The organism is Bradyrhizobium commune (assembly GCF_015624505.1).
GTDB classification, from domain to species: Bacteria; Pseudomonadota; Alphaproteobacteria; order Rhizobiales; family Xanthobacteraceae; genus Bradyrhizobium; species Bradyrhizobium commune.
The window spans coordinates 5,220,406-5,237,403 of the sequence record NZ_CP061379.1 but is presented as its reverse complement, the minus strand read 5'-3'; the positions used below and the strand labels follow the sequence as shown (position 1 = coordinate 5,237,403).

Genomic DNA, 16,998 nt, shown 5'->3' with positions numbered 1-16,998 from the left:
GTAGCCCGGATGGAGCGCAGCGAAATCCGGGTCTTGCTTGCTTTCTAGAATCCCGGATTACGCCTCGCTCCATCCGGGCTACGAGACTCAAAATGCCGTATAGCCGCCGTCGATCACGAACGTATCTGCCGTGTGATACGACGATGCCTTGCTCATGAGATACACGGCAATGCCGCCGAAATCGGATGCCTCGCCGAAGCGGCGCTGCGGAATGCGCGGCATCACGTTGGCGACGAATTTTTCGTTGGCCATGATTCCTGCGGTCATGTCGCTCTTGATCCAGCCCGGCAGGATCGCATTCGCGGTGACGCCATGGCGGGCGAGCTCGACGCCGAGCGCGCGCACCAGCGCGTTGATCGCGGCCTTGGTTGCCGCGTAATGCTCGTTGCGCGCAGTGCCGAAGATCGAGGCGAGGCTCGATGTCGCGACCAGCCGGCCGAAGGGATCGCCGGCATTGGCGCGCTCCGTCATGTGTCTTGCGGCAGCCTGGAAGGCGTGGAACACGCCGTCGAGATTGGTCGCAAACATCGTGCGCCATTCCTCTTCGGTGCGCTCGATGAAGGAGCGCCTTCCACCGCCGCCGATGCCGGCATTGGCGAAGCAGCCGTCGACGCGGCCGAAAGTATCGAGTGTGGCCTTCATCGCCGCGTTGACGGACGCCGGATCGGTGACGTCGCAGACGCGGCTATCGACCTTGCCCGACAGCCCCGCCATGCTCGCGGCAGCAGCCTCGTTCTTGTCAGCATTGCGGCCCCAGATCGAGACGTTGCAGCCCTGGCCGGCCAGCGCCTGCGCGATGCCGAGCCCGATACCGCCGTTGCCGCCGGTGATCACGGCGACGCGGCCGGTGAGATCGAAAAGGTTCATGGCGTTTCCTGTTTTGGGCAAGGGTTCTTGGCAAGGTTTTTTGGAATGCCGCGCGTCAGCCGGTGCGCGCAAGATCATGCGATATGACGGTGGGGTATGCTCATCCCACCATGGACAAGACCGCGCCAAAAATCAAATATGCGCCCCGGCAAAAACGAATTCCGGTCTGCGAAACTGACGCAGGCCGCAACTGACGAGGAAACCATGCAGTTCAAACACGTCACGCTCGATTTCGATGGTGCGGTCGCAATCCTCAAGCTCGACCATCAGGAGGTGATGAACGCGGTCTCGGTGGACATGCTGGGTGGCCTCGCCGACGCGCTCGACGAGATCGAGGAGAAGAAGGACGAGGTGCGCTGCGTGGTGCTGACCGGTGCGGGGCGCGCGTTCTGCACCGGTGCGAATCTCCAGGGCCGCAACAGCCAGTCGAAGAAGACCAAGGCCGGCATGACGCTCGAGACCGGCTTTCATCCGTTCCTGCGTCGTATCCGCAACCTTCATTGCCCGATCGTCACCGCGGTCAACGGCCCGGCTGCCGGCGCCGGCATGAGCTTCGCGCTGCTCGGCGACATGATTTTGTGCGCGCGGTCCTCTTACTTTCTGCAAGCGTTCCGTCGCATCGGCCTCGTGCCGGATTGCGGTTCAACCTGGCTGCTGCCGCGTCTGATCGGCAAGGCGCGCTCGGTCGAATTGTCGCTGATGGGCGAGCGGCTGCCGGCCGAGAAGGCGCTGGAATGGGGCCTCGTCAACCGCGTCCATGATGACGGGATGCTGATGGAGGAGGCGATGAAGCTCGCGCGCGATCTCGCGAGCGGCCCGACGGTTGCGCTGTCGCTGATCCGCAAGCTCTATTGGGACAGCCCGGAAAATTCGTTCGAGGACCAGCTCAATCTCGAATTCCAGTGCCAGCTCCGGGCCGGTGACACGCAGGACTTCCGGGAAGGCGTCGGCGCGTTCCTGGAGAAGCGCCCGGCGCAGTTCAAGGGCAAATGATCGAGGCGGAGCTTTCCCGCAGCGTTCAGCGCTGGTGCCCCGGTGCGACCGGCGTCACCGGCGCGGCAAGGCTATCGGGCGGCGCCAGCCAGGAAACCTGGCGCTTCGATATCGTGCATCCTGGTGGGCCGGTCGGCGCGATCCTGCGCCGCTCGCCGAAGGGCTATGGCGCAGCCCCAACGCGCGCGGCTGGTCTCGCTGCGGAAGCGCAGCTGATGCAGCTCGCGTATGAAGCGGGCGTACCGTCGCCGCGCGTGATGCATGTGCTGACGGCCGATGACGATCTCGGCACCGGCTTCATCATGCAGCGGGTCGAAGGTGAGACCATTGCGCGCAAGATCCTGCGCGATGACGAATTCGCCGCCGCACGGCCGCACCTCGCACGGCAGATCGGCGGCGTGCTCGCGGGCCTGCACAGGCTGCCGCAAGATAAATTGCCCGAGTTGCGCAGCCGCAATGCGACCCAGGAGATCTCTGAATTCGACCGCGATTATCATAGCCTGAACTGGCCGAAGCCGGTGTTCGAGCTGGCGCTGCGCTGGCTGCGCGACCACGATCCCGGCCCCTCAGCCGAGACGACGCTGGTCCATGGCGATTTCCGCAACGGCAATCTCATTATCGGTTCAGACGGCGTCCGGGCGGTGCTCGACTGGGAGCTCGCCCATCTCGGCGATCCCATGGAGGACCTCGGCTGGGTCTGCGTCAATTCCTGGCGCTTTGGCGAGATCGACAAGCCCGTCGGCGGCTTCGGTTCGCGCGAGGAGATGTTCGCCGGCTATGAAGCTGCGGGGCGCAAGATTGATCCAGCACGCGTCAAGTTCTGGGAAGTGATGGGCACGCTGCGCTGGGGCATCATGTGCGGCGGCATGATGCAGCGTTTTCGCGAGGGCCCGGACCATTCGATGGAGCGTGCCATGATCGGCCGTCGCGCTTCGGAGACGGAGATCGATCTGTTGCGGCTGCTGGCGCCGCGCGGGAGGTGAACCATGCAGGACGAGCCGACACCGGTCGAGCTGACCAAGTCAGTTGCCGATTTTCTCCGCAACGACATCACGCCGCTGATCTCCGGCCATCAGGCCTTCAAGCTGCGTGTCGCCATCAACATCCTGGACCTCGTGACCCGGCAGCTGACGCGGGAGGAGGGGAGCGATGCAAGCGAGGTGGAGCGCCTGCGCGCTCTGCTTGGCATGGAGGGCTCGGTGACGGATCTCAATCGCGCGCTCGCGGAGCGCATTGCCAAGGGCGAAGTCGACCTGGCAACGCCGGGTCTCGCCGAGCACCTCTGGGCGACCACAATGGACAAGCTCGCGGTCGATCAGCCGAACTATGCATCGTACAAGCGGGAGCTGGAGGGAGGCGGGTGAACGGCGGTCTATCCTCTTAGTCGTCCCGGCGAAGGCCGGGACCCATACCGCGTGATTTATCGATGTTGCGAAGTCGTTGTTCCGAACAACGAGTCTTCGCCAAACGCCTCCCTGTGGCTATGGGTCCCGGCCTTCGCCGGGACGACTCGCGGGTGAGCTACTGCGGCCGTCTTCCAGAGAAGCGGAACTACTTCCCCACCCATTTCGGCGGCCGCTTCTCCGAGAACGCCTTCGGACCCTCGACATAATCCTGCGAAGCCGCCATCGCCTTCACCGCCGGATAGTCCCGCTGCTCATCGATCGCCTGCTCCAGCGAGACCGCAAGGCCCTTCTGGATGGTCTGCTTGGAGGCGCGGATCGACATCGGCGAATTCTTGGTGATCATCTCGGCCCAGCGCAACGCGCCTGCGAGCGCCTCGCCTTGCGGCACCACTTCGTTGACGAAGCCGAGCTCATGGCCCTCCTTGGCACTGACATGGCGCGCGGTGAGGATCATGCCCATGGCGCGCTTGAGGCCGATCTGGCGTGGCAGCCGGTGCAGGCCACCGGCGAGCGCGGCGAGGCCGACACGCGGTTCGGGCAGGGCGAAGGTCGCGTTCTCCGACGCGATGATCAGGTCGCAGGCGAGCGCGATCTCGAAGCCGCCACCCATGGCGACGCCGTTGACCGCGGCGATGATCGGCTTGTCGCAGTCGAATCGCGCAGTGAGGCCGGCGAAACCACCCTTGTCCCAGCCACGCTTGCCGCCCGCCGCCTGCCACTTCAAATCGTTGCCGGCGCAGAACGCCTTGTCGCCGGCGCCGGTGACGATCGCCACCCACTGCTCGGGATCGGCCGCGAAATCGTCGAACACCTTCTGGAGCTCGAAATGCGCGTCGGTGTGCAGCGCGTTGTAGACCTCCGGCCGCGACAGCGTGACGATCGTGATCGGCCCCTTGCGTTCCACCTTTGAGAATTTCAGCTCCATGGTCGCTCCCGCATTTTCTCGTGAAGGAATATTGGCGTTATATTAGCGCGCGTGTGCGCAAGAGCGCCATCGAATTGCGCGGGCGCGCCTTGCGTGGCCGTCACGCCTCGCTTTGCTTGACTTGGCCGCGCTCTTCTCACCTTAATCGATTGAACCAGAAACGCGCCTAGCGCCTTAACGCAAAACGATAAAATCATCCGGGAGAGAGCCGTGGATTTCTCATTGCCTGCCGATCTCGTCGCCTATCTCGGAGAGCTCGACCGCTTCATCGAACGCGAGATCAAGCCGCTGGAAGAAGCCGACGACAACATCCGCTTCTTCGATCATCGCCGCGAGTGGGCGCGCACTGATTTCGAGAATGGCGGCCTGCCGCGCCATGAATGGGAAGCGCTGCTGCGCAAGGCCAAGGATCTCGCCGACGCCGCCGGCCATCTGCGCTTTCCGGTGCCGAAGGAGTATGGCGGCAAGGACGGCTCCAACCTCTGGATGGCGGTGATCCGCGAGCATTTTGCGGCGAAGGGCCTCGGCCTGCACAATGACCTTCAGAACGAGCACTCGATCGTCGGCAATTTTCCCGTCGTGACCATGCTCGACCGTTACGGCCGCGACGACCAGAAGGCGATGATCGACGGTTCGATCAAGGGCAAGTACCGGATCACGTTTGGATTGACCGAGCCGCATCACGGCTCGGACGCGACTCACATGGAAACGCGCGCGGTGCCGGCGACCCGCGACAACGTCAAGGGCTGGATCATCAATGGCGAGAAGATGTGGACCACCGGCATGCACGTCGCCACGCATTGCGCTCTGTTCGCGCGAACCAGCGGCAATGACGGCGATGCGCGCGGCATCACCTGCTTCCTGGTGCCGGCCAGGAGCGACGGCGTGAAGGTCGAGGAGTACATGTGGACCTTCAACATGCCGACCGATCACCCGCGCGTCAGCTTCACGGATGTGTTCGTGCCGGAGGATGCGCAGTTCGGCGAGGTCGGCCGCGGCCTGTCGCTGGCACAGTGTTTCGTCCATCAGAATCGCATCCGCCAGGCGGCGAGTTCGCTCGGCGCCGCCGTCTACTGCATCAACGAGAGTGTGAAGTACGCACGCGAGCGAAAACCGTTCGGCAGGCCGCTCGCCGAGAACCAGGCGATCCAGTTCCCGCTGGTCGAGCTCGCGACGCAAGCCGAGATGCTGCGCCTCTTGATCCGCAAGACCGCGTGGGAGATGGACAAGCTCACCGAGGAGCAGATCGAGCGCACGCTCTCCGACCGCGTCTCCATGTGCAACTATTTTGCAAACCGCCTCTGCTGCGAATCTGCCGACCGCGCCATGCAAGTCCACGGCGGCATGGGCTATTCACGCCACAAGCCGTTCGAGCACATCTACCGCCATCATCGGCGTTACCGCATCACCGAAGGCAGCGAAGAAATCCAGATGCGGAAAGTGGCGGGGTTCTTGTTCGGATATATGGGGCCGGGGAAGCACTGAGGCTTGCGCCGGTTTTGTAGGGTGGGCAAAGCGAAGCGTGCCCACAATTTGCCGCAGCCGCAGAGAGAAGTGGTGGGCACGGCGCGCGAAGAGCGCGCCTTTGCCCACCCTGAGATCAATTCACCCTTCGATCCTTCCCCGCCCAATACGGCTCCCGCAACTGCCGCCGCAAGATCTTGCCTGAGGGATTGCGCGGCAACGCCGGCAAAAATTCCACGCTCTTCGGCGTCTTGTAGCCGGCGATGCGCTCGCGGGTGAAGTTGATGATGTCGGTGGCGGTCGCTTCCTTGCCCGGCTTCATCACCACCACGGCCTTCACCGCTTCGCCCCATTTGTCGTCGGGGATGCCGATCACGGCGGCCTCCGCGACATCAGGATGATCGCACAGCGCGCTTTCGACCTCGGCTGGATAGATATTCTCGCCGCCGGAGATGATCATGTCCTTGATGCGGTCGTGGATATAGAGGTAGCCGTCCTCGTCCATGTAGCCGGCATCGCCGGTGCGCAGCCAGCCGTCGCCGCGCAGCGTCGACGCGGTCGCCTCCGGCAGATTCCAGTAGCCCGCCATGTTCGAGCCCGAGCGCGTCGCGATCTCGCCGACCTGGCGCGGCGGCAGCGGCTTGCCGTCCGCATCTAAAATCGCGATCTCGACGCCCGGCAGCGCCTTGCCGGCCGAGCGCATCCGCTCCAGCCCCTCGACGTGATCCTCCGGCGGTAGCGCGACGATGGTGCCGGTGGTCTCGGTCATGCCGTACATCTGCACGAAGCCGCATTTGAAGACCTCGATGCATTCCTTCAGCAGCGCTGCCGGAATCGGGGAGGCGCCATACAGCATGTATTTCAGCCGCGAGAAATCGACCGTCCTCGCGCGCGGCTGCCGCACCACGAACTGCATCGCCGCCGGCACCATGAACAATTTCGTGATGCCGGACTGCTCGAAGAAATCCAGCACCTTGGTCGGATCGAACTCGCGCGCGATCACGCCGCGGGCGCCGTGATAGAGCCCCATCACGCCCCAGCCGGAGCCGCCGATATGGAAGATCGGCATCGCGATCAGCGAGACGTCGTCGGTCGACCACCGGTTCCACTCCGGCTTGTCCTCGGCATTGCCGGTCTGCACGAGGTTGAGGAAGTTCGCATGCGACAGCATCGCGCCCTTCGGCTTGCCTGTCGTGCCCGACGTATAGAGCTGGATCGCGATGTCCCTGGTGTCGATCGGCACTTTCGGATCATCGCCGCTCTGCGCTTCGCGCCACGCGGCAAAATCCTGCCATTCCGGCGCACCGCCCTCGGTGGTGATAACGGAGCGGACGCCCGGAATCTGATCCTTGATCTGCTTGACGAGGGTGATGAACTCCGGTCCGACGAAAAGCACCGGCGCCTTGCAATCCGCGACGATGAAGGCGACCTCGGGGCCCGCCAGCCGCCAGTTCACCGGCGCCATCACCACGCCGGCCTTCATGGCGCCCATCAACAGCTCGAAATAGAGGTCGCTGTTCTTGCCGAGATAGGCGATGCGGTCGCCTTTCTCCACGCCCATTGCGATCAGCGCGTTCGCGACCTTGTTGGTCCTAGCGTCGAACTCGGCAAAACTGGTGACGCGGCCCTCGAATTCATAGGCGGTGGCGTTGCCGCGGCTCTTCGCGCGCTCGCGCACCATATCGGCGAGATTCGCCAATGGCTGTGTGGACATGTCTCTCCCGTGGCGTTTTGTTTTTATGCCGCGGAGTGTGGCGTCATCCGCGGGTGAAGACAAGGGAGGAGAGGGGAGGCGCGACTGCTTCAACACCGTCGGCCCGGCGAAAGCCGGGACCCATAACCAATGAACGCAATTTGGCGAAGACAGGTCATGACCAGCCTTCGCCAAACCACTCTCGGTGCGTATGGGTCCCGGCCTTCGCCGGGACGACAATGGATAGCATCACCCCCGCTTGGCCCGGTCCTTCTCGTTCTGCGCCATGATGCTCTCACGCGCGGTTTTCCAGTCGTCGTCGCTCCAGTCGCGCAGCTGGTAGAAATTGCCGCCCATCGCGAGCGCCTGGGCGCCGTCCATGGCGATGGTCTCGCCATTGATCCAGTCGCAGCCGCCCGAGATCAGGAACACCGCGAGGTTCTGCAATTCCTCCATGGTGCCGACGCGGCCCATCGGGTTCATCGCCTTGGTGCGTGCGCCGGCCTCGTCGCCGGGCTTGATGCGCTTGCTCATGCCCTCGGTCGGGATTTCGCCGGGCGCGATGGTGTTGAGGCGGATGCCGTAGCGGCCCCATTCGGTCGCGAGCGACATCGTCATGGCGTGGATCGCCGACTTGCTCATCGCGGACGGCACCACATAGGGCGAGCCGTTGCGCACCCAGGTCACGGTGATCGAGACGACATTGCCGGGCTGCTTCAAGGCGATCCAGCGCTTGCCGATGGCGTGCGTCACGTAGAACGTGCCGTGCATGACGATGTTGGCCACGGCATCGAAGCCGCGCGGCGAGAGCTCTTCCGAGCGCGAGATGAAATTGCCGGCGGCGTTGTTGATGAGGTCGGTGAGGGGACCGTCGCGAAAGATGGTCTCGACCATCTCCTCGACCGCGAGCGCGTTGCGGATGTCGACGCCATGGCTGGTGACCCGGCCGCCATATTCTGCCATCAGCTCGGTCGCGGTCTCGTCGCAGACGATCTTGCGCCGGCCGCAGATGTGCACCTCTGCTCCCAGTTGCAGGAAGCGCGCCGCCATTGACTTGCCGAGCCCGGTGCCGCCGCCGGTCACGAGAATGCGCCGTCCGGCCAGAAGATTTTCCTTGAACATGGCTGTTTCTCCCGTACGGATTGTCAGTTAATTGGTCGATTGACTAAATCCGGCCGCCGTCTTTCTGTAAAGCGGCACCGAACAAGAACAGGGGAGAATTCATCCATGGAAGAGCGCGTCTCGATCTCGATCTCGGAGGGCGTCGCCGACGTGCGTCTGGTGCGCGCGGACAAGATGAACGCGCTCGATCAGGCGATGTTCGAGGCCCTTGTCGCGGCAACAGAGCGGCTTTCGAAGGAAAAAGGCGTGCGCGTCGTCGTGCTGTCCGGCGAGGGCCGCGCTTTCTGCGCCGGTCTCGACATGGGGCGTTTTGCGGCCATGAAGGAGAAGGGCGGCAACGGAATTCCGGGTGGCGAAAATCGCGACCTCACCGCGCGCACGCATGGCCAGGCCAACTTCCCGCAACAGGCGGTGTGGGGCTGGCGGCAGCTTCCGGTGCCCGTCATCGCGGCCGTGCATGGTGTTGCCTTCGGTGGCGGCTTCCAGCTCTCGCTCGGCGCCGACATGCGCTTCCTCACACCCGATGCGCGGATGTCGGTGATGGAAATCAAATGGGGCCTGGTGCCCGATATGGCGGGCACGCCGATCCTGGCATCACTGGTGCGCGACGATATCTTGCGCGATCTCACCTACACCGGCCGCATCTTCTCCGCGCAGGAAGCGATGACGTATGGCCTCGCCACGCGCATCTGCGACGATCCGCGTGCTGCGGCGCTCGAAGCCGCGCGTGAAATCGCGGGCAAGAGCCCCGATGCGATCCGGGCGGCCAAGCGTCTGCTGAATAATCTCTCGGTCGACCCGGGTCCTGCGCTGCTCGCAGAGTCGGTCGAGCAGCAGAAGCTGATCGGCAGCCCGAACCAGACCGAAGCGGTGCGCGCCAATCTGGAGAAGCGTGCGGCGAGGTACGCGGACTAGCAAACTGCCGTCATTCCGGGGCGATGCGTAGCATCGAGCCCGGAATCCATAACCACGATCGGGAGTATGGATTCCGGGCCTGCGCCTTCGGCGCATCCCGGAATGACGACCGCGGTTGTGACTGAGATCTCAAGCCCGACGAAAGATCGGAAAACAAAAATGAGCGAAACGTCAAATTTCCTCGGCATCGTCTCCGGCGATCGCCGTCGTGCTCACGCCGACGTCGCTGCCCGCGCCGATCGCATCGCGAGCGGCCTTGCGAAGATCGGCGTCAGGCAAGGCGATTGCGTCTGCATGCTGATGCGCAACGACATCGTCTTCCTCGAGGCCGCCTATGCCGCGATGCGGCTTGGGGCCTATGGCGTGCCGATCAACTGGCACTTCAAGCCGGAGGAGATCAACTACATCCTCAACGACACCGGCTCATCCGTGCTGATCGGACATGCCGACATGCTGCACGCCCTGCGCGGCTCGATCCCGAAAGGCGTCACCGTGCTCAGCGTGCCGACGCCGCCGGAGATCCTGTCCAACTACAAGATCGATCCCGATCATCTGGCGACGCCGGATTTTGCGATCGATTTCGAATCCTGGTTCACGCAGTACCAGCCCTATGACGGCCCGGTCGTGCCGCAGCCGATGAACATGATCTACACGTCCGGCACCACCGGCCATCCCAAGGGCGTGCGGCGCAATGCGCCGACGCCGGCGCAGCAAGCGGCCGCCGAGCGCATGCGCGCGATGATCTATGGGCTCAAGCCCGGCGCCCGCGCGATCCTGCCGGGGCCGCTGTATCATTCCGCGCCGAACTCCTTCGGCATCCGCGCGGGCAAGCTCGGTGGCGTGCTGGTGCTGATGCCGCGCTTCGAGGCGGAAGAGTTTCTGCAGCTGATCGAACGGTACAAGATCGACACCATCTTCATGGTGCCGACCATGTTCATCCGCCTGATGAAGCTGCCGGAGGCGGTGCGCAGAACGTACGACGTCTCATCGCTGCGGCATATCATCCATGCCGCGGCGCCATGTCCGGCGGACGTCAAGCGCGCCATGATCGACTGGTGGGGGCCGGTGATCTACGAGTTCTACGGCTCGACCGAGTCCAGCGCCGTCACTTTTGCGACCTCCGAGGATGCGCTCAAGAAGCCCGGCACGGTCGGCAAGATCTCACCCGGCGCCGAATTACGCTTCATCGGCGAGGACGGCCGCGCGCTGGGTGTGGGTGAGATCGGCGAGATCTATTCCCGCATGGCCGAGATGGCCGACTTCACTTACCACAACAAGCCGGAGAAGCGCGCCGAGATCGACCGCGACGGTTTCATCACCTCCGGCGATGTCGGCTATATCGACGCGGACGGCTACGTCTTCATCTGCGACCGCAAGCGCGACATGGTGATATCAGGCGGCGTCAACATTTATCCGGCCGAGATCGAATCCGTGCTGCACGCTGTGCCCGGCGTGCATGATTGCGCCGTGTTCGGCATTCCCGACGCCGAATTCGGCGAGGCGCTGATGGCCGTGGTCGAGCCGCAAGCCGGCGTCACGCTCGGTGTCGCCGACATCCGCGCGCGGCTGAAGGCCTCGCTCGCGGATTACAAGGTGCCGAAGCACATCGAGATCCGCACCGGACTGCCGCGCGAAGATTCCGGAAAGATCTTCAAGCGCCGCCTGCGCGATCCCTATTGGGAGCAGGCTGGACGGAAGATTTGACGGTGCGCAGCCCGGGTAAGCGAAGCGATACCCGGGACAGTGAGAATTAAGGTCCCGGATGTCGCTATGCCCATCCGGGCCGCAAGAATGAGAGGACTCCCACAGGCGAGGCCGGGTCGCGCACGCTGGAGTAGCAATCATCGATCGGCTCGGCTAGTTTGCCGATCCCACTCGAGCCGCTTGCGATCATCCATGCCGTCACACCGCTCCAGCTTCCTCGAAGTCCCGCATGCCGCGGTCTACGCGTTGATGACGGTGACGGTTCTCGCCTCTGGATTTTGCTTCATCCAGTCAGCCGGCCCGTCGGCGCCGGCGGAGCTGCTGTATCGTTATGGCGGGATGTATTCGACCGCGCTGGCGCGGCACGAATATTGGCGCCTGTTGGCCTATGGCTTCCTGCACGTCAATTTCGTCCACCTCACGATGAACATGCTGTGCCTCGTGCTGTGGGGCGGCCATCTCGAGCGGCGGGTCGGTCCGGCCTACTTCCTCATCCTTTATCTCTGCGCGATGGTGTTCGGCGCCATCATCGGCAACGCCATCCATTCCACGCCCTATTTGACCGTCGGCGCCTCCGGCGCCACGTCGGGCATCCTCGGCGCGCTGCTCTGCCTGTGGATCCTCGGCAAGCTCGATTTCGGATTCGATTTCTTCGCCATCAACATCGGGCTGAATATCGCGTTCGCGTTCGGCAATTCGCGGATCGATTGGGGCGTCCATCTCGGCGGCTTTGCGGCGGGCCTGATCGCCTGCGCGGTGCTGGACCTTATCGAGAAAGCGAATGCCTATGTGCTTCGCTGCAAGTTTCCTGAAGCGGTGAAGGTCAATCTCGCGCTTCTGGCCTGTATCGCCGCGCTATGGGTCTGGACCGGTCAGGCTATGGCCGTCGGGCTTCCGGCATGGGGTGTGGCCGCCGTCTTCGTGGGCACGTGTTGCGCCATGGTGAAGCTGGTCGATCTCGCGCTTTCCATGAAAAAGGGCCTCGCGATTGTCATTGCCGTGCTGGCTGCCGCGAACGCAGTCAGCGTGATGCTTGCCGGCTGGGCCGTAGCGTCCTCGGCGTGCGGGCCGCGCCGGCCGGGCGGATCCGTCCCGTTGGAGAACCTTCTCGATACCTTTTGTCCGAATCCGGTTCTGGTGTCCGGGCTGGTCGCGATCGGCGCGGCCGCGCTGACGCTTTGGCTCTGCTCGAAGGAGATCTCCCGCGGCATCGAGGACGTCGGGTTTGTCGGCGCATCGCTGCGTGCCGAACGCAGCCGCCGCCACGGGCTTTGATCTCGGAAGACCTGTCTTCGCAGGGACAGATTTCGAGCCTATACAAGCGGGGTCATTGACCGCGGATAATCTCATGGCTCCCGTTTCCATCCTGCTCAACCTGCTCTGGATCCTCATCGGCGGCGCCTGGATGGCGTTGGGCTGGCTGGTGGCTGCCATCATCATGGCCATCACCATCATCGGCCTGCCCTGGGCGCGGGCGGCGTTCAACATCGCCGTCTATACGCTGCTGCCGTTCGGCTCGCGGGCGGTCAGCCGCGACGCCGTCACCGGCGTGAGCGATATCGGGACCGGCCCGCTCGGGGTGATCGGCAACATCATCTGGTTCGTGCTTGCCGGCTGGTGGCTGGCGCTCGGCCATCTCGTGACGGCCGTTGTCCTCGCCATCACCATCATCGGCATCCCCTTCGCCTGGGCCCATCTGAAGCTTGCAGGGATCGCGCTCTGGCCGATCGGCAAGGTGATCGTGCCGGCTTAGAGGGCGCGAGGCGCTGCGCCCGCGTTCAAAGTGCGCCGCCCCCAACTTCATCTTGCGCTGCGGCAAAAAACTTGCACACTCGGCTGGCCGGGCACCTCAGCGAGCTCGAACCAGGGAGCGAGCCATGTCCCTCCAGACCTTACCATCCGACGCCGCCGATCATCGCCCGAACAGGCCTGAGGACGCCCAGGCGCTGGAGGCCGACGCGCGGCTGCGGGACGACATCCGCTTGCTCGGGCGCATCCTGGGCGACACGGTGCGCGACCAGGAGGGGGCTGAATTGTTCGACCTGGTCGAGCGCATCCGCCAGACCTCGATCCGCTTCCACCGCGACGAGGACCGGCTGGCCCGCCGCGAGCTCGAGCAGATCCTCGACGGCATGTCGACCTCCGAGACGGTGCGGATCGTCCGCGCCTTCAGCTATTTCTCCCACCTCGCCAACATCGCCGAGGACCAGAACAACATCCGCCAGATGCGCGCCCGGACGGCTGCCAAAGAGGCTGGATCACGCAGCGGCTCCGGCGTGCTGGCTGAGACGCTCGCCAATGCCAAGGGGGCCGGCATCAGCGCCGACCAGCTGCGCAATTTCTTCAAGACCGCCCAGGTCAGCCCGGTGCTGACGGCGCACCCGACCGAGGTCCGCCGCAAGAGCACGATGGACCGCGAGATGGAGGTTGCAGCGCTGCTCGACCGCCGCGAGCGCGTCGCCTTGACCGCTGACGAAGCCGCCGCCAGTGACGAGCAGCTCCGCCGCGAGGTATTGACCTTGTGGCAAACCAATCTGCTCCGCCGGACCAAGCTCACGGTGCTCGACGAGGTCGCCAACGGCCTGTCGTTCTACGACTACACGTTTCTCCGCGAGGTGCCGCGGCTGGTGAACGCGCTGGAGGACCGGCTGGAGGAGGGTGGCGAGCAGGCGGCAGCCGAGCTCGCCTCGTTCCTGCGCATGGGCAGCTGGATCGGCGGCGATCGCGATGGCAACCCGTTCGTCACGGCCGACGTGATGCGCGGCACGCTGCGGCTCCAGTCGAGCCGGGTGATGCAGTTCTATCTGAACGAGCTGCATGTGCTCGGCTCCGAGCTATCGATCGCGGCGCATCTTGCCGACGTCTCCGAGGAGCTGCGCACGCTGGCGGAGCGCTCGCCGGATACGTCGCCACATCGCAGCGGCGAGCCCTATCGTCTGGCCGTCTCCGGCATCTATGCGCGCCTGACGGCGACCGCCGAGAAGCTCGAGGTCGAGATCACGCGCCGTCCCGTCGGCAAGGCCGCGCCCTATGACAGCGTCAAGGAGCTGCAAGCCGATCTCGACGTGCTGCACCGCTCGCTGATCTCCAACAACGCCCGCGTCATCGCCCGCGGCCGGCTACGGCTGCTGCGGCGTGCAGTGGATTGCTTCGGCTTCCACCTGGCGCGGCTCGACATCCGCCAGAATTCTGCTGTGCACGAGCGCACCATCGCCGAGCTGATGGACGCCGCCAACCCCGGCATGTCCTATCTCGCGCTCGGCGAGGAAGCGCGCATTTCGCTGCTCACCAACGAGCTGCGCTCGACGCGCTCGCTGGTGTCGCAATTCGTCAAATACAGCGACGAGACCATGGGCGAGCTCAACGTCTTCCATGCCGCCGCAGAGGCGCATGCGAAGTTCGGCTCGGATGCCATCCCCCAATGCATCATCTCGATGTGCAAGGGCATGTCCGACATGCTCGAGGTCGCGATCCTGCTGAAGGAAGTGGGACTGGTCCACCCTTCGGGGCGCAGCGCCATCAACATCGTGCCGCTGTTCGAGACCATCGAGGATTTGCAGGCGTCCAGCGGCATCATGGACCGCATGTTGTCGCTGCACGATTACCGCCGCCTGGTCGACAGCCGTGGCAGCGTGCAGGAGGTGATGCTCGGCTATTCCGACTCGAACAAGGACGGCGGCTTCGTCACCTCGGGCTGGGAGCTCTACAAGGCCGAGATCGGCCTCGTCGAGGTGTTCGAGCGCCATGGCGTGCGGCTGCGCCTGTTCCACGGCCGCGGCGGCTCGGTCGGTCGCGGCGGCGGGCCGAGCTATGACGCCATCATCGCGCAGCCCGGCGGCGCCGTGAACGGCCAGATCCGCATCACCGAGCAGGGCGAGATCATCTCGTCGAAATATTCCAACGCCGAGGTCGGCCGCAACAATCTGGAGATCCTGGCCGCGGCGACGCTGGAGGCGAGCCTGTTGCATCCGCGCCAGAGCGCGCCGCGTCACGAATATCTGACGACAATGGACGAGCTTTCAAATCTCGCTTTCAAGGCCTATCGCGGCCTCGTCTACGAGACCGACGGCTTTGTCGACTATTTCTGGGCTTCGACCGTCATCAACGAGATCGCGACGCTCAACATCGGCAGCCGCCCGGCCTCGCGCAAGAAGACCCGTGCCATCGAGGACCTTCGCGCGATCCCCTGGGTGTTCTCCTGGGCGCAATGCCGGCTGATGCTGCCGGGCTGGTATGGCTTCGGCAGCGCGGTCGAGCAGTGGATCGCCGAGCATCCCGACAAGGGAATGCCGTTCCTGAAAGAGCTCTACAAGGAGTGGCCGTTCTTCCGCATGCTGTTGTCGAACATGGACATGGTGCTCGCCAAAAGCTCGATCGCGATCGCCTCGCGCTATGCCGAGCTGGTGCCCGATGAAGCCCTGCGCGAAAAGATCTTTGGCCGCATCCGCCGCGAATGGCATTCCTGCATCGAGACGCTGCTCGACATCATGGGCCAGGATCGGCTGCTGCAAGGCAACCCGCTGTTGGAGCGCTCGGTGCGTCACCGTTTCCCCTATCTCGACCCGCTCAATCATGTGCAGGTCGAGCTGTTGAAGGAGCACCGCGCACAGAATCCGGACGAGCAGGTGCTGCGCGGCATTCAGCTGACGATCAACGGCATCTCGGCTGGGTTGCGGAATACGGGTTAAACGGCGAGTTGCGAATGGCGAGTAGCGAATAGAAACCCTACTCGCCATTCGCCACTCACTATTCGCTTACCTCAACAGAAATGCGCGCCTTGCGTCTCGACATAGACCGAATAGAGCGATTGGCTCGCGGTCATGAACAGGCGGTTGCGCTTCCTGCCGCCGAAACAGAGATTGGCGCAGGTCTCCGGCAGCATGATCTGTCCGATGCGCGCGCCGTCGGTCGGTGCGAACACCTGCACGCCATCATAACCCGGACCGACCCAGCCGGCGCCGACCCAGATATTGCCTTCGGTGTCGACTCGCATTCCGTCAGGGAAGCCGGATTTGCCGTCGAGCTTCATGTCGATCAGCCGCTTCGGGTTCGATAGCTTCTGACCGTCGAGGTCGTAGGACCACACCACGTTTTCCGCCTGCGGATAATGCGTGATCCCGGTGTCGCGAACGTAGACCTTCTTGTAGTCGTGAGAGAAGGCGATGCCGTTCGGCTTGAACGGCTCGTCGGCAACTTTCGTCAGCTGGCCGGACTGCGCGTCGAGGCGATAGACCGCTTCCTTCTGGTAGGGCTGGAGCGAGCCGGTATTGGCGAGCTTGCCTTCGTAGATGCTGATCGCACCATAGCCGGGATCGGTGAACCAGATCGACTTGTCGTTGGGATGCACGACCATGTCGTTGGGGCCGTTGAGCGGCTTGCCGTTGGCCTGCTCTGCCAGCGTCGTTACCGAGCCGTCGTGCTCGTAGCGGACCAGGCGCGTGCGCTCCGCGGTGATCTGGCGTCCCTCGGTGTCGAACGAATTGCCGTTGGCCTCGTTCGAAGGCTTGTGGAACTGCTCGGAGATGTGGCCGTCGTCGTCGAGATAGCGCAATTGCCGATTGGCAGGGATATCGCTCCAGACGAGGTATTGGCCTTGCGCGTTCCACGCCGGTCCTTCCGCCCACAGGCAGCCGGTATAGAGCCGCTTGATCGCGGTGTTGCCGACCTTGGCCTTGAAGCGCTTGGGATCGATCACGACGATATCGGAGTCGGGATAGCGCTGCGGCTCGGCATTGGCGCCGTAATCGCGGGCGCTCGCCTCAGAGGCGAGCAGAGCGGATGCGGCGAATGTCGCCGCACCCTTGAGGAGCGTGCGGCGGCCGAGCCCACCGGGTTCCGTTGCTGAGGTGTCGTTGGGGTTCGTCAGTGTTCTTGTCATGGTTTCCTCCCAAAGTTTTATCGGGAGGATA

At 64.0% G+C, this 16,998-nt stretch carries 14 protein-coding genes; 9 read left to right on the top strand and 5 right to left on the bottom strand.

Features of this window, described 5'->3' with window-relative positions:
* Positions 1 to 87: 87 nt before the first annotated feature.
* Positions 88 to 867, bottom strand: coding sequence for an SDR family NAD(P)-dependent oxidoreductase (locus IC761_RS24685; protein WP_195799289.1), 780 nt, complete (start codon positions 865 to 867; stop codon positions 88 to 90).
* A 204-nt stretch (positions 868 to 1,071) separates the two neighbouring features.
* Between IC761_RS24685 and IC761_RS24680 the strand changes: the two genes are divergently transcribed.
* The 3 genes from IC761_RS24680 to IC761_RS24670 are packed head-to-tail and all read left to right on the top strand — an operon-like array spanning position 1,072 to position 3,224.
* Complete coding sequence (locus IC761_RS24680) at positions 1,072 to 1,860, top strand: enoyl-CoA hydratase/isomerase (protein ID WP_195799288.1); 789 nt, start codon at positions 1,072 to 1,074, stop codon at positions 1,858 to 1,860.
* A complete protein-coding gene (locus IC761_RS24675) occupies positions 1,857 to 2,843 on the top strand; it encodes a phosphotransferase family protein (RefSeq protein ID WP_195799280.1) in 987 nt (328 codons plus the stop codon). Before IC761_RS24680 ends, IC761_RS24675 begins: the two co-directional genes overlap by 4 nt.
* A gap of 3 nt (positions 2,844 to 2,846) precedes the next feature.
* Complete coding sequence (locus IC761_RS24670; RefSeq protein ID WP_195799278.1) at positions 2,847 to 3,224, top strand: DUF6285 domain-containing protein; 378 nt, start codon at positions 2,847 to 2,849, stop codon at positions 3,222 to 3,224.
* Positions 3,225 to 3,411: 187 nt separating this feature from the next.
* Here the strand turns inward: IC761_RS24670 and IC761_RS24665 are convergent, their stop codons facing one another.
* Complete coding sequence (locus IC761_RS24665) at positions 3,412 to 4,191, bottom strand: enoyl-CoA hydratase-related protein (RefSeq protein ID WP_195799276.1); 780 nt, start codon at positions 4,189 to 4,191, stop codon at positions 3,412 to 3,414.
* 210 nt (positions 4,192 to 4,401) lie between these two features.
* On the opposite strand from IC761_RS24665, the gene IC761_RS24660 reads away from it, so the two are divergent.
* Positions 4,402 to 5,676, top strand: a complete 1,275-nt coding sequence (locus tag IC761_RS24660; protein WP_195799274.1) for an acyl-CoA dehydrogenase family protein — start codon at positions 4,402 to 4,404, stop codon at positions 5,674 to 5,676.
* A gap of 115 nt (positions 5,677 to 5,791) precedes the next feature.
* Here the strand turns inward: IC761_RS24660 and IC761_RS24655 are convergent, their stop codons facing one another.
* Both IC761_RS24655 and IC761_RS24650 read right to left on the bottom strand, forming a co-directional pair.
* On the bottom strand, positions 5,792 to 7,369 hold the full coding sequence (locus IC761_RS24655) for a fatty acid--CoA ligase (RefSeq protein WP_195799273.1): 1,578 nt from the start codon (positions 7,367 to 7,369) through the stop codon (positions 5,792 to 5,794).
* A 228-nt stretch (positions 7,370 to 7,597) separates the two neighbouring features.
* On the bottom strand, positions 7,598 to 8,470 hold the full coding sequence (locus tag IC761_RS24650) for an SDR family oxidoreductase (protein WP_195799272.1): 873 nt from the start codon (positions 8,468 to 8,470) through the stop codon (positions 7,598 to 7,600).
* 105 nt (positions 8,471 to 8,575) lie between these two features.
* Between IC761_RS24650 and IC761_RS24645 the strand changes: the two genes are divergently transcribed.
* From IC761_RS24645 to ppc, 5 genes are all read left to right on the top strand, one after another.
* The gene (locus IC761_RS24645; RefSeq protein ID WP_195799271.1) at positions 8,576 to 9,385 is read left to right on the top strand and encodes a crotonase/enoyl-CoA hydratase family protein; all 810 of its coding nucleotides are present in this window, start codon (positions 8,576 to 8,578) and stop codon (positions 9,383 to 9,385) included.
* Between the two features lie 159 nt (positions 9,386 to 9,544).
* Positions 9,545 to 11,089: an acyl-CoA synthetase gene (locus IC761_RS24640; RefSeq protein WP_195799270.1), complete on the top strand. Its 1,545-nt coding sequence runs from the start codon at positions 9,545 to 9,547 to the stop codon at positions 11,087 to 11,089.
* A gap of 192 nt (positions 11,090 to 11,281) precedes the next feature.
* Complete coding sequence (locus IC761_RS24635) at positions 11,282 to 12,364, top strand: rhomboid family intramembrane serine protease (protein ID WP_195799269.1); 1,083 nt, start codon at positions 11,282 to 11,284, stop codon at positions 12,362 to 12,364.
* A 73-nt stretch (positions 12,365 to 12,437) separates the two neighbouring features.
* A complete protein-coding gene (locus IC761_RS24630; protein WP_195799268.1) occupies positions 12,438 to 12,842 on the top strand; it encodes a YccF domain-containing protein in 405 nt (134 codons plus the stop codon).
* A gap of 124 nt (positions 12,843 to 12,966) precedes the next feature.
* Positions 12,967 to 15,777: a phosphoenolpyruvate carboxylase gene (gene ppc, locus IC761_RS24625; protein ID WP_195799267.1), complete on the top strand. Its 2,811-nt coding sequence runs from the start codon at positions 12,967 to 12,969 to the stop codon at positions 15,775 to 15,777.
* A gap of 71 nt (positions 15,778 to 15,848) precedes the next feature.
* Here the strand turns inward: ppc and IC761_RS24620 are convergent, their stop codons facing one another.
* The gene (locus IC761_RS24620; RefSeq protein WP_195799266.1) at positions 15,849 to 16,967 is read right to left on the bottom strand and encodes an SMP-30/gluconolactonase/LRE family protein; all 1,119 of its coding nucleotides are present in this window, start codon (positions 16,965 to 16,967) and stop codon (positions 15,849 to 15,851) included.
* Between the last annotated feature and the right edge of the window lie 31 nt (positions 16,968 to 16,998).

Excerpts from the sequence above, each read along its gene's own strand:
- IC761_RS24685 (WP_195799289.1), bottom strand. The coding sequence starts at position 867 with ATGAACCTTTTCGATCTCACCGGCCGCGTCGCCGTGATCACCGGCGGC.
- IC761_RS24680 (WP_195799288.1), top strand. The coding sequence starts at position 1,072 with ATGCAGTTCAAACACGTCACGCTCGATTTCGATGGTGCGGTCGCAATC.
- IC761_RS24675 (WP_195799280.1), top strand. The coding sequence starts at position 1,857 with ATGATCGAGGCGGAGCTTTCCCGCAGCGTTCAGCGCTGGTGCCCCGGT.
- IC761_RS24670 (WP_195799278.1), top strand. The coding sequence starts at position 2,847 with ATGCAGGACGAGCCGACACCGGTCGAGCTGACCAAGTCAGTTGCCGAT.
- IC761_RS24665 (WP_195799276.1), bottom strand. The coding sequence starts at position 4,191 with ATGGAGCTGAAATTCTCAAAGGTGGAACGCAAGGGGCCGATCACGATC.
- IC761_RS24655 (WP_195799273.1), bottom strand. The coding sequence starts at position 7,369 with ATGTCCACACAGCCATTGGCGAATCTCGCCGATATGGTGCGCGAGCGC.
- IC761_RS24650 (WP_195799272.1), bottom strand. The coding sequence starts at position 8,470 with ATGTTCAAGGAAAATCTTCTGGCCGGACGGCGCATTCTCGTGACCGGC.
- IC761_RS24645 (WP_195799271.1), top strand. The coding sequence starts at position 8,576 with ATGGAAGAGCGCGTCTCGATCTCGATCTCGGAGGGCGTCGCCGACGTG.
- IC761_RS24640 (WP_195799270.1), top strand. The coding sequence starts at position 9,545 with ATGAGCGAAACGTCAAATTTCCTCGGCATCGTCTCCGGCGATCGCCGT.
- IC761_RS24635 (WP_195799269.1), top strand. The coding sequence starts at position 11,282 with ATGCCGTCACACCGCTCCAGCTTCCTCGAAGTCCCGCATGCCGCGGTC.
- IC761_RS24630 (WP_195799268.1), top strand. The coding sequence starts at position 12,438 with ATGGCTCCCGTTTCCATCCTGCTCAACCTGCTCTGGATCCTCATCGGC.
- ppc (WP_195799267.1), top strand. The coding sequence starts at position 12,967 with ATGTCCCTCCAGACCTTACCATCCGACGCCGCCGATCATCGCCCGAAC.
- IC761_RS24620 (WP_195799266.1), bottom strand. The coding sequence starts at position 16,967 with ATGACAAGAACACTGACGAACCCCAACGACACCTCAGCAACGGAACCC.